Origin of the sequence: Jiangella ureilytica, assembly GCF_004348545.1 — a bacterium.
In the GTDB taxonomy this organism is placed as follows: domain Bacteria; phylum Actinomycetota; class Actinomycetes; order Jiangellales; family Jiangellaceae; genus Jiangella; species Jiangella ureilytica.
The window spans coordinates 26,610-40,785 of sequence record NZ_SMKL01000016.1 but is presented as its reverse complement, the minus strand read 5'-3'; the positions used below and the strand labels follow the sequence as shown (position 1 = coordinate 40,785).

The following is a 14,176-nucleotide window of genomic DNA, read 5'->3' as shown; positions in this document are numbered from 1 at the left end:
ACCCTGCCATCACTCCAAGATCAACGTTGGGCGGGGGGCGGGAAGAGGGCGGCGTGCAGGCGGTCCGCGGCGTCGTCGCCGGCGAGCAGGGAGCGGGCGGCGAGCCAGGCGGCCCCGGCGGCTCCGTCCGATGCCACCCCGACCGGCGCCGAAGGCCAGGACGTCGCCACCCCTGCCCGCACCAAGGAAGCGAGCGGCGTGTCGCCGGTGAGCAGCGACCCGGCCAGCACGATCGGCGTCACGTCGTCGGCCTCCCGAACCACCGAAGCGGCCGCGAGCAGGTGATCGGCGGCCGCGGCGAGGATGCGGTCCGCCTCGGCGTCGGCTCCCGCGTGTGCCGTCACCAGCGGGGCCAGTTCCGACAACGTGACCGGCGGGCGGGCATGCACCGCCAGCACGATGTCGTTGGTGACGGCGCGCGACGGCGCGGCCGAGGACCCGGACGGCCCGAGCAGTGCCGTCACCATGGCCCGACCCATCGGCCCGGGAACGACGCCCCGGTCGAGGGCGGCCAGCGTCGACAGCACCGCCTCGCGGCCGAGCCAGAACCCGGAGCCGAAGTCGCCCAGCAGCCAGCCGTGGCCGTCGATGATCTGCCCGAGAACGCGGTCGGTGAACCGGGCGGTGATCGCGCCGGTGCCCGACAGCACCAGCGTGCCGTCCGGCGACGGCGTGCCGGCCACGAAGGCGGCCAGGGCGTCGGCGACGACGGTGTAGCCGCAGGTCAGACCCGCCGCCTTCCACCGTGCGGAGAGCTCGGCCGCGATCTCGGGCCGGGTGAAGTTGTGGTCGCCGGCGGTCGCGATGACGGCGGCACCGACCGCGGCCGGAGCGACGTCGGACAGGGCGGCCGCCACCGCCGCCGAGACCGCGTCGAACGCCTTCTCCGTGGCGTGCGAGGTGAGGTTGGCGCCGTCGGCCCGCCCCGAACCCAGCCGCCGGCCCGCGCCGTCGATGACCAGCGCCCGGGTGGACGTGCCACCGATGTCCAGACCCAGCGCGAGCGGCGCCTCCATCGTCCCCACGTAGCAATCCTCTCCGTCCGGTCTCACCCGGGCTGCGGCTGGGTCACGCTTCTGAAAACTCTCGTCAAACACTTGACATCCGGGCCAGGGTAGAAAGAATTCTCACCACCGCGGCCCTAGAGGGCACGGGCGAAACTGACTACCAGGCCGGGAGGTCGCGTTGGCGGAAGGGACACTACCGACGGCCGAGGCACGCACCTCCGGTGAGGCCGCGAAGCAGCCGGCGGAAGTGCCCGAGGCCGGGCCGCCGGCCGACTCCGTGCTCATGCGGATCCGGGCCGCACTGCCGGACCTGCCCGCCGCGCTGCAGCGGGTGGGGGAGCAGGTGCTGTCCGCGCCCGCCGTCGTCGCCCGGGCCACCATCCTCGAGACGGCGGAGCGCAGCGGGACGTCGGCGGCGACGGTGACCCGGTTCTGCCGGGCGCTCGGACTGCCCGGCTACGCCGACCTGCGGCTGGCCATGGCCGAGGAGACCGGGCGCTCGTCCGCCGTCGCCGGCTGGGAGATCGACATCGGCCGCGAGATCCTGCCGACGGACTCCCTGCAGGCCATGCTCGACCTCATCACGACGGCCGACCTGCGAGCCATCCAAGAGACCGCCGCCCAGCTGGACCTCGCCGAGGTCGAGAAGGCCGCCGACGCCATCGCCCACGCCGGCCGGGTCGAGGTCTACGGCATCGGCGGCAGCGCCCTGGTCGCCGGCGAGATGCAGCTGTGCCTGCACCGCATCGGCATCCCGACGTGGTCGTGGAGCGACGTCCACTCCGGCCTCACCAGCGCCGCCCTCCTCGGCCCCAGCGACGTCGCCATCGCGGTGTCGCACTCCGGCGCCACCTACGAGACGGTCGAGATGCTGTCGGCGGCCGGCAGCCGCGGCGCGTCCACCGTCGCACTCACCAGCTTCCGCAACTCCGCGCTGGCCGAGGTCGCCGACATCGTCCTCACGACCGCCATCCACGAGACGACGTTCCGGCCCGACGCCCTGGCGGCCCGGCACCCGCAGCTCATCGTGCTCGACCTCATCTACGTGGCGGTCGCGCAGCGGCGGTACGAGACCACCGGGGTGGCCCTCAACCTGACGGCGCAGGCGGTCAGCTCGCACCGGGCGCTCAGTCCCGAGCTGGCCCGGGCCCTGCGGAAGGAGCAGCGGTGAACGACGTCAGCGCGGCCGCGTACCTGGCCCGCATCACCGAGATCATTGACGGCGTCGCGACGTCGCAGCTCGACGGCGTGCACCGCGCGGCGGACATCGTCGCCCGGTCGGTGCGCGACGGCGGCGTGGTGCAGGCCTTCGGCACCGGGCACTCGCAGGCGACGGCCATGGAGATCGCCGGGCGGGCCGGCGGGCTCATCCCGACCAACCGGATCGCACTGTCCGACCTGGTCATGTACGGCGGCGATGACCCGGCGACGATCCTCGACCCGCGCACCGAGCGCGACCCGAACCTGGCTCAGCGGCTGTACGACCTCGCGCCCATCGAGGCGAACGACGTCTTCGTCATCGCGTCGAACTCCGGCATCAACGGCAGCATCGTCGGCATGGCCGAGGTCGCCCGCAAGAACGGCCACCCCGTCATCGCCATCACGTCCTTGCAGCACGGCGCGCAGGTGGAGTCGCGCCACCCCTCGGGGCGCAAGCTCACCGACTTCGCCGACGTCGTGCTCGACAACGGGGGACCGTTCGGCGACGCCGTGCTGCCGCTGCCCGCGGGCGGCGCGGTCTGCGCGGTCTCGTCCATCACCGCGGCGCTGCTCGCGCAGCTGCTCACGGCAGAGGTGGTCCGCCGGCTCATCGAGGCCGGCGACACGCCGCCTGTCTATCTCTCCGCCAACGTCCCAGGGGGAGACGTCCACAACGACGGCCTGCTGCAGCGGTACGCAGGCCGGATCCGGCGCGGTGGCTGAGCGACCGCCGGACCCATTTTCCGACATCAGTCCAGGAGAGGTTTCACGATGTCCAGCAGCATCGAACGCACCCCTGCGGCGGCCGGGACCGACCGCCGGGCCTTCCTGCAACGCCTCGCAATCACCGGCGTGGCCCTCGGGCCCGGTGGCGCCTTCCTGGCGTCGTGCGCGACCGGCGGCGGTGACGACGCCGACGACGAGGCCTCCGAGGCGCCGTCCGGCGACGTCTCCGACGACAACCCGCTCGGCATCCCCACGGACCAGCCGATCGAGGTCTACATCTTCGACGGAGGCTTCGGCGACGAGTACGCCACCGAGCTGCACCAGCCGATCTTCAACGAGAAGTGGCCGGACATCCAGATCGACCACCACGCTGCGGTCGACATCGGCGCGGAGCTGCAGGCGCGGTTCGTCGCGGGTGACCCGCCGGACTTCATCAACAACTCCGGCGACGGCCAGATGGACCCGGGCCAGCTCGTCAGCGACGGCCTGCTCGCCGACCTCACGCCGCTGTTCGACGCCCCGAGCTGGGACGACCCGAACGTGACGGTGCGCGACACGCTGTTGCCGGGCACCGTCGAGTCCGGCACCCGCGACGGCAAGCCGTACGTCCTGAACTACGCGTTCACCGTCTTCGGCCTCTGGTTCAACCAGACCCTCATGGACGAGAACGGCTGGCCGGTGCCGACGACGTGGCAGGAGATGATGGACGTCTGCGCCGACATTGCCGCCACTGGCATCGCACCCTGGGTCTACCAGGGCGTCACCGCGCCGCGGTACATGAACTGGCCGCTGCTCTCCATGGCCACCAAGCTGGCCGGTCCGGAGATCCTGGTCGCCATCGACAACCTCGAGCCGGGCGCCTGGGGCCACGAGGCGGTCATGGAGTCCGCGGCCGCCATCCGCAGCCTCGCCGAGAACGGCTACTTCCTGCCCGGCGTCGAGGGCATGGAGTTCCGCGACGCGCAGGGCCTGTGGGCGCGCGGCCAGGCCGTGTTCTGCCCGTCGGGCTCGTGGCTGGAGAACGAGGAAGCCGACGCGATCGCCGAGAACCCGACGTTCCAGCTGGCCATGATGCCCGACCCGCTGCTCTCGCCGGACTCCGTCATGCCGCTCGAGACCGTCCGCGCCACGGCGGGCGAGCCGTACGTCGTCCCGGCCGATGCGAAGAACCCGCTCGGCGGCATGGAGTACATGCGGGCCATGTTGTCGATGGAGGGCGCCCGCGGCTTCACCGAGCGGGTCACCAGCCTGACATCGGTGGCGGGGTCCTCGGAGGGCGTGCAGATCGAGGCGCCCGGTCTGGCCTCGGCACAGGCCGCGCTGCAGGCCGCCGGCGACAACGTCGTCAACTGGTTCTACCCGAGCTGGTACGGGACCATGGAGAACCCCGGCATCGACCAGGCCACCGGCGCCCTGCTGCGCGCGGAGCTCACGGTCGACCAGTGGGTCGAGCAGTGCGAGGCGGTGGCGACGGAGATCCGCGAGGACGACTCCATCGTCAAGCAGAACCGCGAGGGGTAGGTGCCCTGGTGAACATGCGGCACGGCAGGTATCTCTTCATCCTGACCTTCCTGCTCCCTCCGGTCGGGATCTACGCGATCTACATGCTGTCGCCGTATGTCCAGGCCATCTACATCTCGATGACCGACTGGAGCGGCCTCACGGCCGCCCAGACCTTCATCGGGTTCGACAACTACGTGGAGATGTGGAACGACGACCAGCTCCACAAGGCACTGTGGAACAACCTCATCCTGGTGCTGGTCGTCCCCGTCCTCACGCTGCTGCTCGGCCTGTTCTTCGCGTCCATGCTCAACGTCGGTGGCCGCAGCCGCGGCGGCGCGGTCACCGGCGTGCGCGGGTCGTCGATCTACAAGGTCGTGTACTTCTTCCCGCAGGTGCTCTCTGTCGCGATCATCGGCATCGTCTTCAAGTACGTGTTCGCGCCGGAGAACGCCGGCGGCATCCTCAACCGGGTGCTGGGGGCCGTCGGGCTCGACGGGCTGCAACGGCTCTGGCTGGCCGAGCCGGACTACCTGATCTGGATCATCGTCCTGGTCATGACGTGGTCGTTCGTCGGCTTCTACGTGGTGCTGTTCTCGGCGGCCATGCAGGCCATTCCGCGCGACATCTACGAGGCGGCGCTGCTCGACGGGTCCAGCCGGCTCACCACGTTCCGCAAGGTCACCGTGCCGCTGGTCTGGGACACCGTGCAGGTCGGCTGGGTCTACATGGCGATCCAGGCGATGGACGGCTTCGCGACGGTGCACATCATGCTGGGCATCAACGGCGGCGTCCAGGGCGCCGGCGACGTGCTCGGCGTGGCGATGTACCGCGAGGCGTTCGCCGAGGCCGACTTCGGCTACGCCGCGGCCATCGGCGTGCTCATGCTGGTGCTGACGATGGTGGCGGCGATCCTGTTCATGCGCGGTCTGCGGCGCGAGAGGGTGGAGCTGGCATGACGACGACACAGTCCCCGCCCCGCGTGTCGGGCGACGGCGGCTCGCCGCGGCGCGGCGGCCGGCGCGACCGGATGCCCGGCGTCGGCGCGGGTGAGAAGGCGGTCGGGCTGATCAACGGCGGCTTCCTGCTGCTGTGGGGGCTCATCACGGCGCTGCCGCTGCTGTGGGCGATCCTGTCGTCGTTCAAGACCAACGGCGAGTTCCGGGTCGACCCGCTCGGCCTGCCGTCCGGCGTCCAGGTGGACAACTTCTCGCGGGCGTGGTCGGCGGCCAACATCGGCCAGTACTTCCTCAACAGCGTCATCGTCGTGTCCATCTCGCTGACGCTGACCATGCTGTTCGGCGCGATGGGCGCCTACGTGCTGGCCCGTTACGACTTCCCGGGCAACCGGTTCCTGTACTACCTGTTCGTGGGCGGGCTGGTGCTGCCGGTCTTCCTGGCGCTCGTGCCGATGTTCTTCGTGGTGCGCAACCTCGGCTCGCTGCCGGTGGTCGGCCAGTTCCTGGGCCTCAACAGCTATCTCAGCCTGGCCCTGGTGTACGTCGCGTTCTCGATGCCGTTCACGGTCTTCTTCCTGACGGCGTTCTTCCGCACGCTGCCGACCTCCGTGGCCGAGGCCGGCATCATGGACGGCTGCTCTCACTTCTCGCTGTTCTGGAAGGTCATGCTCCCCATGGCCCGGCCGGGCATGATCAGCCTGGCGCTGTTCAACTTCCTGGGCCACTGGAACCAGTACGTGCTGCCGCTGGTCATCATGCAGGACGGCGACAAGCGGGTGCTGGCGCAGGGGCTGGGCACGCTGGCGGCCACCACCGGGTTCCGCGCCGACTGGACGGCCCTGTTCGCCGGCCTGGTGATCGCCCTGCTGCCGGTGCTGATCGTCTACATCGTCTTCCAGAAGCAGGTGCAGGCCGGGCTCACCGCGGGGGTGCTGAAATAGCGCTGCGCTCGGCGTGCCCGGCCACCGGGGCCAGGGCGGCGACGACGACGGCGAGGACGGCGACCCCGCCCAGCGCGACCGGCAGGGACCAGACGCCGGACACCGCGCCCACGGCGGGCGGTCCGAGCAGGAATCCCAGGTAGGCGATCGTCGTGACGGTGGAGATCGCGCCCGCCCGCCGCTCCGGGCCGGCCCAGGATCCCGTCATGCCGATGATCGTCGGCGCGCAGACCGACGTGCCGAGGCCGGCGATCGCGATGCCGGCGAGACCGGGCCCAGGGCCGTCCGAGAGCGCGGCCAGCGCCGAGCCCACGGCGGCGACGAGCGCGCCGGCGACCAGCACGGGCACCGGGCGCACCCGGCTGAGCAGTGCGTTGCCGCCGATGCGCCCGGCGACCGCCGCGGCGGCGAACACGGCCGGCGCGCTCGACGCGAGCCCGGGCCCGGCGCCGAGCGTGACCTCCAGGTGCAGCGCGCTCCAGCTCTGCCAGGCGTTCTCGACCACGTAGGCGAGCGCGCAGAGACCGCCGAACACCAGCAGCGCCGGGTCAGGCCGCCTGAAGCGCGGCCGCAGCTGCCGCCGTCGCCGCTGATCGCGTCCCACCGCGGGGGCCGCCTCGCGCGCGCCCGGCGCCAGGACCACCAGCACGGCGACCGCGATCAGCGCGAGGACGGCGCCGAGCACCGGCAGGGCCCCGGCACCGACGGCGCGCAGGCCGGCGGTGCCGAGGCTCGCCACCACGACGGCGATGGAGAAGAAGGCGTGCCCGAGGTTCATCACCGGCCGCCCGGCGACCGCCTCGGCGTGCGACCCGGCCGTGTTGATCGCCACGTCCGCGGCGCCCGACGTGGCGCCCAGCAGGAACAGCGCGACGGCGAGCGTGGTCATCGAGGTCGCGAACGCCGGCAGCACCCCGCACACGGCGAACAGCGCCACCGTCGCCGGCAGCACCACACCGCCGAACCGGTCGACGAGATGGCCGGTGACCCGCATCGACAGCAGCGCGCCCAGGCCGATCATCAGCAGGGCCAGACCGAGCTGCCCGTCGCCGACGCCGGCGCCGTCCTTCACCGCCGGCAGGATCGCGCCCCACGCGCCCCAGAACAGGCCGAAGCAGGCGAATCCGCAGATCGCCCGCAGCCGCACGCTCGCCATGGCCACACCGTACGGTGGCGGCGTGGGCGGGCGCTTGAACGGAACGGCCAGCCGGGGCGCGGCGGACTGGCGGCCGCGGCTCTCAGCCTGGTCGCTACGCTGCTCGCGCTGGATCTCCTGGGTCGCCGGACTTGACCTCAACCTTCGTTGAGGTACGAGACTGCGGACATGACGACCGACACCGACGCCATGACCCAGGATCCGCCGCCCCGCGCCGGGGCGAAGGAGTGGATCGCACTGGCCGTCCTGAGCCTGCCCGCGATGCTCGTGATCATGGACCTGACCGTGCTGCACCTCGCCGTGCCGCACCTGAGCGCCGACCTGAGCCCGACCGCCTCGCAACTGCTCTGGATCACCGACATCTACGGGTTCCTCATCGCCGGGTTCCTCATCACCATGGGTTCGCTGGGGGACCGGATCGGACGGCGCAGACTCCTGCTCATCGGCGCGGCCGGGTTCGGGCTCGCGTCCGTCCTGTCCGCGTACGCCACCAGCGCGGAGATGCTGATCGCCGCCCGCGCCCTGATGGGGATCGCCGGCGCCACGCTGATGCCGTCGACGCTCTCGCTGATCCGCAACATGTTCCACGACGACCGCCAGCGGACCACGGCGATCTCGCTGTGGATGATGAGCTTCATGGTCGGCGGCTCCATCGGGCCGCTGGTCGGCGGGGTGCTGCTCGAGGCGTTCTGGTGGGGCTCGGTGTTCCTGGTCGGCGTGCCGGTCATGGTGCTCCTGCTGGTCGCCGGGCCGTTCCTGCTGCCCGAGTACCGCGACCCCGTCGCCGGCCGGCTCGACCTGCTCAGCGCCGTGCTGCTGCTCGCCGCCGTGCTGCCCGTCATCTACGGCGTCAAGAAGCTCGCCGAGGACGGGTTCGGCTGGCTGTTGGTGGCCTCCCTGGTCGTGGGGGTGGGGTTCGCCGTCCTCTTCGTACGGCGGCAGCGCTCGCTCGACGACCCGCTCATCGACATGGAGCTGTTCCGGAACCGGGCCTTCGGCGCGACGCTCGGCGTCATGACGACGGCGACGTTCGCGATGATGGGGCTGAACCTGCTCGTCATGCAGTACCTGCAGCTGGTGCACGGCCTGTCGCCGTTCCGGGCCGGGCTGTGGGTGTTGCCGATGACGGGCGCGATGATGCTCGGGATGATCCTGGTCCCGCTGCTCGCGTCGCGGGTCCGGCCGGGCCGGCTGATCGCCGGCGGGCTGCTGGTGTCGGCCGCCGGCGTCGGCCTCATGACGCAGGTCGGCGGCTCGTCCGGCTTCGGCGTGCTGATCACCGGGACGTGCGTCATGGCGGCCGGGTTCACGCCGCCCGCCGCGCTCGGCACCGACCTCGTCATCAGCGCGGCGCCGCCGTCGAAGGCCGGTGCCGCATCGGCCGCGTCGGAGACGAGCAACGAGTTCGGCGGCGCCCTCGGCCTGGCGATCCTCGGGAGTGTCGGTACCGCCGTCTACCGTTCGGGCATGAGCTCTTCTTCGGATCTCTCGGGGCTGGACGCGTCCGCCGCCGAGGCGGCCGGCGACACCCTGGCCGGTGCCGTCGCGGTGGCGGCGGCGCTGCCCGACGGCGCCGCGCTGCTGACGACGGCGCAGGACGCGTTCACCGACGGCCTGCGGGTCACCGCCGTGGTGGCCGCGGCCATCGTGCTGGTGGGCGCCGTCCTGGCGGCGGTGCTGCTGCGACGGGTCGGGGTCTCCGGCGCAGAGGTCGCGCCGCAGCCCACCACCGTGGAGGCCGTCGCGCCATGAGCATGGAAGTCACCGCCTGGAACGCGCTCTACAACGCGATGCACGCGCAAGAGGACACCCGGCCGTTCTCGCGTGCGACGCTGCGCCGCATCGCCGGGTTCGCCCGGCCGCACCGCAGGTATCTGGTCGCTTTCGTGCTGCTCAGCGTCGTGACGGCGGTCCTGGCGGTGGCTACTCCGGTGCTCGCCGGGCGGGTCGTCGACACCATCATGAACGGCGGTCCGCAAGGCACGGTCGTCGGGCTGGCCGTGGTCATCGCCGTCATCGCGGTGGCCGAGGCCGGTGTCGGGCTGCTGCAGCGCTGGCTCTCGGCCAGCATCGGCGAGGGCCTCATCGTCGACCTGCGTCAGGCCGTCTTCGACCACGTGCTGAAGATGCCCATCGCGTTCTTCACCCGCACCCGCACCGGGGCGCTGGTCAGCCGGCTCAACAACGACGTCATCGGCGCGCAGCGGGCGTTCAGCGACCTGCTGTCCGGCGTGGTCAGCAACCTCGTCATGCTGGTGCTCGCACTCGTGGTCATGCTCGGCATCTCGTGGCAGATCACGCTGCTGGCCCTGGTGCTGCTGCCGGTGTTCGTGCTGCCCGCCCGGCGCATGGGCGGCAAGCTGGCCCGGCTCGAACGCGAGGCGGCCAACCACAACGCCGTCATGAGCACCCAGATGACCGAGCGGTTCTCCGCACCCGGCGCCACCCTGGTCAAGCTGTTCAGCCGGCCCGAGCGAGAGTCCGCCGAGTTCGGCGTCCGGGCCCGCCGCGTCCGCGACATCGGGCTGCGCACCGCCATGGTGCAGTGGCTGTTCGTCACGGCGCTCACGTTGGTCGGCGCGCTGGCGCTGGCCCTGGTCTACGGGCTGGGCGGCTTCTACGCGCTGCGCGGCCAGCTCGACGCCGGCGACGTCGTCTCCATGGCGCTGCTGCTCACGCGGCTGTACGCGCCGCTCACCGCACTGGCCAGCGCGCGGGTCGAGGTCATGAGCGCGCTGGTCAGCTTCGCCCGGGTGTTCGAGGTGCTCGACCTGAAGCCGCTGATCCAGGAGAAGCCCGGCGCGCGCGACGTGCCCGTCGGCCCGGTGTCGGTCGAGTTCGACGACGTGCACTTCAGCTACCCGGCGGCCGACAAGGTGTCGCTGGCGTCGCTGGAAGAGGTCGCCATGCTCGACACCCGCGGCGGCGACGAGGTGCTGCACGGCGTCTCGTTCACCGCCGCGCCGGGCCAGATGGTGGCGCTGGTCGGCTCGTCCGGCGCCGGCAAGTCGACCATCGCGCAGCTGCTGCCGCGGCTCTACGACGTCGACTCCGGCGCCATCCGGCTCGGCGGCGTCGACGTGCGCGACCTCACGACGGCATCCGTGCGGGCCACGCTGGGCATGGTCACGCAGGACGGCCACCTGTTCCACGAGTCACTGCGCGAGAACCTCCTCATCGCCCGGCCCGAGGCCACCGACGACGAGCTCTGGGACGTGCTGCGGCTCGCCCGGCTCGACGCGCTGGTCCAGTCGCTGCCCGACGGCCTCGGCACGGTCGTGGGGGAGCGCGGCTACCGGCTCTCCGGCGGCGAACGACAACGGCTCACCATCGCGCGGCTGCTGCTGGCCCGGCCGCGCGTGGTCATCCTCGACGAGGCGACGGCCCACCTCGACTCCACCTCCGAGGCGGCCGTGCAAGAGGCGCTCGGCGCGGCCCTCGAGGGACGGACGGCGGTGGTCATCGCGCACCGGCTGTCGACCATCCGGGCGGCCGACCAGATCCTCGTCATCGAGGCCGGCCGCGTCGTCGAGCGGGGAACGCACCTCGAGCTGCTGGCGGCCGGTGGGCGATACGCCGAGCTGCACCGCACCCAGTTCGAGACCGACTCCGTGGTGCCGTCGGGCTGATCTTCTCGCGACGCTCTCGGATCCGCTCACCACGGCGGCGCGGGTGCCTGACCCGCGGCCCACCCGGGCCGCGGGTGGCGGGCGCTGCTGGAGCGGGACCGGAGCGGCCGCCCGTGCGGCCCACCCGCGGCCGTGGCTCGCGCTCAACCCGGCCGTCGAGACACGGCCGGCCCCGCGGTGACCGACGCGAGCACGCGGGCGACGAACGCCTCGACGCCGTCGACGACGGCCTCGTGCCGGACCGAGTGGTACAGGTCGAACGCGTGCTGCGCGCCCGGGAGCTCGGCGTACACCACGGGGTTCGGCGATGCCGCCCGCAGGTGGGCGACGAGCTCGCGGGCCGCCTCGACCGGCACCAGCGGGTCGCGGTCGCCGTGCGCCACGAACACCGGCGGCGCCACGTCGGCGGCGTACCCGAGCGGCGACGACACCGGGAGCTCGGCCGGACCCATGCCGTAGTAGTACCCGTAGTAGCCGTAGAGGCAGACCGCCGCCAGCGGCCTCCGCTCCGTCGCCGGGCGCGGCGTCAGCGCGGCGATCGACGCCAGGTGCGCACCGGCCGAGCTGCCCGCGAGGACGACGCGGTCCGGGTCGCCGCCGTGCTCGGCGATGTGCTCGCGCACCCAGGCGAGGACACGCTCGACGTCGGCGAGGTGGTCGGCGAAGGTGGCGCGGGGCCGCAGCCGGTAGGTGGCGCTCACGCCGACCCAGCCCCGCGCGGCCAGGCGGTACAGCATGAGGCGACCCTCGCGGCTCTTGCTCCCACTGAAGTAGCCGCCGCCGTGGAGGTAGACGACCACGGGCGCCGGGCCGGCGGCGCTTCGCGCGCGGGAACGATAGACGTCGAGCCGGTTCCGGCGGCCGGCGTCGCCATACGGGACGTTGCGGGTCCGGGCGACGTCGCGGCGGTGCACCCAGAGCGGCCGCAGCAGGATCGAGGCCCAGGGAATCGCGCGGACGGCGTCGGCAGGGACATCACCGAAGGCCTCGGCCAATGCCGCCCGGACGACCCCCGGCGCGCTCAGGGACTGCCGTGCGACGACGACCAGCCCGGCCGCCGTCAGTCCGGCGACCCCGACGGCCGCCCAGGCGCCCGCGCCCGCGATGTCACCCTCGACGAACGCCAGTGCCGTCGACGCGGCCAGCCAGAACATCGCCAGGAACGGCAGCTCGTTGACCACCAGCCCTGCGACGAACCCCAGCGTGCCGACGACGGGGTAGCGGCGCGGCACGGAAACGAGTGCCGCCAGAGTGCCGAGGGCGAGCAGGACGGTCGAGGTGAGGTATCCGTAGGGCATGCCGCCACGCTAGGAAGATCGCCTCCGGCGCACCCATGACGGAAGTCACCAGCCGCCCATGAGGATCCGTCCGGCGCCGCCCCGACCCACATTGATCACGGAGAAGTCGGGCTTCCCAGCCGCGGGAAGCCCCGACTTCTCCATGATCAACGCGGCCGGCGCGCGTCAGGAGCGGAGTTCGCGGGCGAGCTCTGCGACGCGGCCGGCCCACGCCGGGTCGTCGACGCCGGGGTCGCCGCTGACGGTGAGGACCAGACGGGCGCCGTGGCCGGTGCCCTCGCCGAGCTCCCAGCGCACGCGGGCGCCGTCGGGCGCGGCGTAGGCGAGCAGCTTCGGCTCGTCCCGCTCCAGCACGTCGTCCGGCGCCACCCCGGCGAGTCGTTCGACGACCGGCCAGGCGGCCTCGGCCGGGGCGGTGAGCTGCCGCTCGAACCGGACCCGCCGGCCGCCGTCGTCACCGGTCGAGATCACGCCGGCGGCGAGGCCGAACTGCTCGACATAGGCGTCGTGCTGGGCGGCCGACGGCGAGGCGGCGGTGACGGGCGCGCCGTCGAGTACTTCCGTCAGGGCGACGAAGCACTGCGCCCAGCCGGAGGCGAAGCTGGCGGCACCGTACCGGTCGGTGAACGTGTGCGTGAACACCAGCCGGCAGCCGTCGCCGTCGTCGTGGAGTTCGAAGCGCAGGAGGTCGTCGCCCCAGGTGAAGGCCAGCACGCGGCCCGGCTCGGCCTCGGTGACACGGCCGTCGAACCGCTCGCCGTCCATGTCGAAGCGGACGCCGCTGCCGACGACCGGGTCGAACTCGGCGCGGGACGGGAACCACCGGCTCAGGTGGTCGGGCTCGGTCAGCGCGCGCCACACCTGGGCGCTCGGATGCCCGAACCGGCGCTCCATGTGCAGGACCGTGCGGTCGCCGTCGGTGTGCAGGGTCTCGGTCATGACTGCTCCTCGTACTGTGTCTGCAGGTCGGCGGCGCGTTGCCACGCGTCGTCGGTGTCGATGCCCCGGCCGGCGAGGGCCGCCTCGAGCAGGTCGAGCCCGGCGTGCCAGCCGCCCGCAACGGCCGGGCCGGCGCCGTCGTCGTCGATGGTGTTGACGAAGACCAGCCGGCAGCCGTCGCCGTCGGGCGTCAGCTCCCACCGCAGCGTCTCGGTGCCCCAGGTGTACTCGAGCAGCCGGGGCGGATCGGCCGCGATCATGCGGCCGGTGACGGGTTCCGGCGCGACACCGAAGCGCTCGCGCTGCTCGTCCGTGGGGTGGAAGTACAGGATCGCGCCGGGCGTCGGATCGAGCGACACGACGGCCGGGAAGCGCCAGCCGCGCAGCTCGGCGGGGTCGGTGAGGGCCCGCCAGACCTTCGCCGGCGCATGAGAGAGACGTCGCTCGAACCGGATCTCGACCCGTCCGCCGCCGACCCGCCGCACGCTGCCGGGCGCCGTCATGCGTCGCCCATGGTGTCGAGGTGGCGCTCGAGGGCGTCGAAGCGCTCGGCCCACATCCAGCGGTACGGCGCGAGCCAGGCGTCGATCTCGGCCAGCGGCTGAGGGCGCAGCTCGTACCAGCGCCGTTGCGCCTCGGGGCGGACGGTGACCAGCCCGGCCTCGCGCAGCACGCGCAGGTGTTTGGACGTGCCGGGCTGCGAGAGCCCGATCGCCTCGGTCAGCTCGCCGACCAGCCGGGGACGCTCCCGGAGCAGGTCCAGGATGCGCCGCCTGGCCGGATCGGCGAGCACGACGAACGGTTCGGACGGCATGCCACCC

13 protein-coding genes are annotated in these 14,176 nt (G+C 72.5%); 7 read left to right on the top strand and 6 right to left on the bottom strand.

Annotated elements, in window-relative coordinates; all coding sequences use genetic code 11:
* Window positions 1-20: 20 nt before the first annotated feature.
* On the bottom strand, window positions 21-1,016 hold the full coding sequence (locus tag E1212_RS09380) for an N-acetylglucosamine kinase (RefSeq protein WP_238992294.1): 996 nt from the start codon (window positions 1,014-1,016) through the stop codon (window positions 21-23).
* 274 nt (window positions 1,017-1,290) lie between these two features.
* On the opposite strand from E1212_RS09380, the gene E1212_RS09375 reads away from it, so the two are divergent.
* From E1212_RS09375 to E1212_RS09355, 5 genes are read left to right on the top strand one after another with little or no spacing between them, the layout of a single operon-like run.
* Window positions 1,291-2,178: a MurR/RpiR family transcriptional regulator gene (locus E1212_RS09375; protein WP_131981720.1), complete on the top strand. Its 888-nt coding sequence runs from the start codon at window positions 1,291-1,293 to the stop codon at window positions 2,176-2,178.
* Window positions 2,175-2,930, top strand: a complete 756-nt coding sequence (locus tag E1212_RS09370) for a sugar isomerase domain-containing protein (RefSeq protein ID WP_131981616.1) — start codon at window positions 2,175-2,177, stop codon at window positions 2,928-2,930. The genes E1212_RS09375 and E1212_RS09370 overlap by 4 nt, the downstream gene beginning before the upstream one ends.
* A gap of 48 nt (window positions 2,931-2,978) precedes the next feature.
* Window positions 2,979-4,454, top strand: coding sequence for an N-acetylglucosamine/diacetylchitobiose ABC transporter substrate-binding protein (gene ngcE, locus E1212_RS09365; RefSeq protein ID WP_131981614.1), 1,476 nt, complete (start codon window positions 2,979-2,981; stop codon window positions 4,452-4,454).
* A 14-nt stretch (window positions 4,455-4,468) separates the two neighbouring features.
* Window positions 4,469-5,392 carry a carbohydrate ABC transporter permease gene (locus E1212_RS09360; RefSeq protein ID WP_131981718.1) on the top strand — a complete coding sequence of 308 codons (924 nt, stop codon included), beginning with the start codon at window positions 4,469-4,471 and terminating at the stop codon, window positions 5,390-5,392.
* On the top strand, window positions 5,389-6,333 hold the full coding sequence (locus E1212_RS09355) for a carbohydrate ABC transporter permease (RefSeq protein ID WP_131981612.1): 945 nt from the start codon (window positions 5,389-5,391) through the stop codon (window positions 6,331-6,333). Before E1212_RS09360 ends, E1212_RS09355 begins: the two co-directional genes overlap by 4 nt.
* Here the strand turns inward: E1212_RS09355 and E1212_RS09350 are convergent.
* On the bottom strand, window positions 6,311-7,489 hold the full coding sequence (locus E1212_RS09350) for an MFS transporter (protein ID WP_131981610.1): 1,179 nt from the start codon (window positions 7,487-7,489) through the stop codon (window positions 6,311-6,313). The two genes, E1212_RS09355 and E1212_RS09350, sit on opposite strands and share 23 nt — an antisense overlap.
* Before the next feature lie 189 nt (window positions 7,490-7,678).
* Here E1212_RS09350 and E1212_RS09345 point away from each other — a divergent pair, with 189 nt between their 5' ends.
* Both E1212_RS09345 and E1212_RS09340 read left to right on the top strand, forming a co-directional pair.
* Complete coding sequence (locus E1212_RS09345) at window positions 7,679-9,241, top strand: MFS transporter (RefSeq protein WP_131981716.1); 1,563 nt, start codon at window positions 7,679-7,681, stop codon at window positions 9,239-9,241.
* Window positions 9,238-11,118 carry an ABC transporter ATP-binding protein gene (locus E1212_RS09340; protein ID WP_131981608.1) on the top strand — a complete coding sequence of 627 codons (1,881 nt, stop codon included), beginning with the start codon at window positions 9,238-9,240 and terminating at the stop codon, window positions 11,116-11,118. The genes E1212_RS09345 and E1212_RS09340 overlap by 4 nt, the downstream gene beginning before the upstream one ends.
* Window positions 11,119-11,261: 143 nt before the next feature.
* Here E1212_RS09340 and E1212_RS09335 read toward each other — a convergent pair whose 3' ends face one another.
* From E1212_RS09335 to E1212_RS09320, 4 genes are all read right to left on the bottom strand, one after another.
* Window positions 11,262-12,416 carry an alpha/beta hydrolase gene (locus tag E1212_RS09335; protein WP_131981606.1) on the bottom strand — a complete coding sequence of 385 codons (1,155 nt, stop codon included), beginning with the start codon at window positions 12,414-12,416 and terminating at the stop codon, window positions 11,262-11,264.
* Window positions 12,417-12,581: 165 nt separating this feature from the next.
* Window positions 12,582-13,355 (bottom strand): SRPBCC family protein, encoded by a 774-nt coding sequence (locus E1212_RS09330; protein ID WP_131981604.1) that lies wholly within the window; start codon window positions 13,353-13,355, stop codon window positions 12,582-12,584.
* The gene (locus E1212_RS09325; RefSeq protein ID WP_131981602.1) at window positions 13,352-13,858 is read right to left on the bottom strand and encodes an SRPBCC family protein; all 507 of its coding nucleotides are present in this window, start codon (window positions 13,856-13,858) and stop codon (window positions 13,352-13,354) included. The genes E1212_RS09330 and E1212_RS09325 overlap by 4 nt, the downstream gene beginning before the upstream one ends.
* Entirely contained in the window at window positions 13,855-14,169 is a 315-nt protein-coding gene (locus E1212_RS09320) for an ArsR/SmtB family transcription factor (protein ID WP_131981600.1), read from the bottom strand. Before E1212_RS09320 ends, E1212_RS09325 begins: the two co-directional genes overlap by 4 nt.
* Window positions 14,170-14,176 lie beyond the last annotated feature (7 nt).

Bases quoted from the DNA above. Each gene is read 5' to 3' on its own strand.
- E1212_RS09380 (WP_238992294.1), bottom strand. From the start codon at position 1,016: ATGGAGGCGCCGCTCGCGCTGGGTCTGGACATCGGTGGCACGTCCACC.
- E1212_RS09375 (WP_131981720.1), top strand. From the start codon at position 1,291: ATGCGGATCCGGGCCGCACTGCCGGACCTGCCCGCCGCGCTGCAGCGG.
- ngcE (WP_131981614.1), top strand. From the start codon at position 2,979: ATGTCCAGCAGCATCGAACGCACCCCTGCGGCGGCCGGGACCGACCGC.
- E1212_RS09360 (WP_131981718.1), top strand. From the start codon at position 4,469: ATGCGGCACGGCAGGTATCTCTTCATCCTGACCTTCCTGCTCCCTCCG.
- E1212_RS09355 (WP_131981612.1), top strand. From the start codon at position 5,389: ATGACGACGACACAGTCCCCGCCCCGCGTGTCGGGCGACGGCGGCTCG.
- E1212_RS09350 (WP_131981610.1), bottom strand. From the start codon at position 7,489: ATGGCGAGCGTGCGGCTGCGGGCGATCTGCGGATTCGCCTGCTTCGGC.
- E1212_RS09345 (WP_131981716.1), top strand. From the start codon at position 7,679: ATGACCCAGGATCCGCCGCCCCGCGCCGGGGCGAAGGAGTGGATCGCA.
- E1212_RS09340 (WP_131981608.1), top strand. From the start codon at position 9,238: ATGAGCATGGAAGTCACCGCCTGGAACGCGCTCTACAACGCGATGCAC.
- E1212_RS09335 (WP_131981606.1), bottom strand. From the start codon at position 12,416: ATGCCCTACGGATACCTCACCTCGACCGTCCTGCTCGCCCTCGGCACT.
- E1212_RS09330 (WP_131981604.1), bottom strand. From the start codon at position 13,355: ATGACCGAGACCCTGCACACCGACGGCGACCGCACGGTCCTGCACATG.
- E1212_RS09325 (WP_131981602.1), bottom strand. From the start codon at position 13,858: ATGACGGCGCCCGGCAGCGTGCGGCGGGTCGGCGGCGGACGGGTCGAG.
- E1212_RS09320 (WP_131981600.1), bottom strand. From the start codon at position 14,169: ATGCCGTCCGAACCGTTCGTCGTGCTCGCCGATCCGGCCAGGCGGCGC.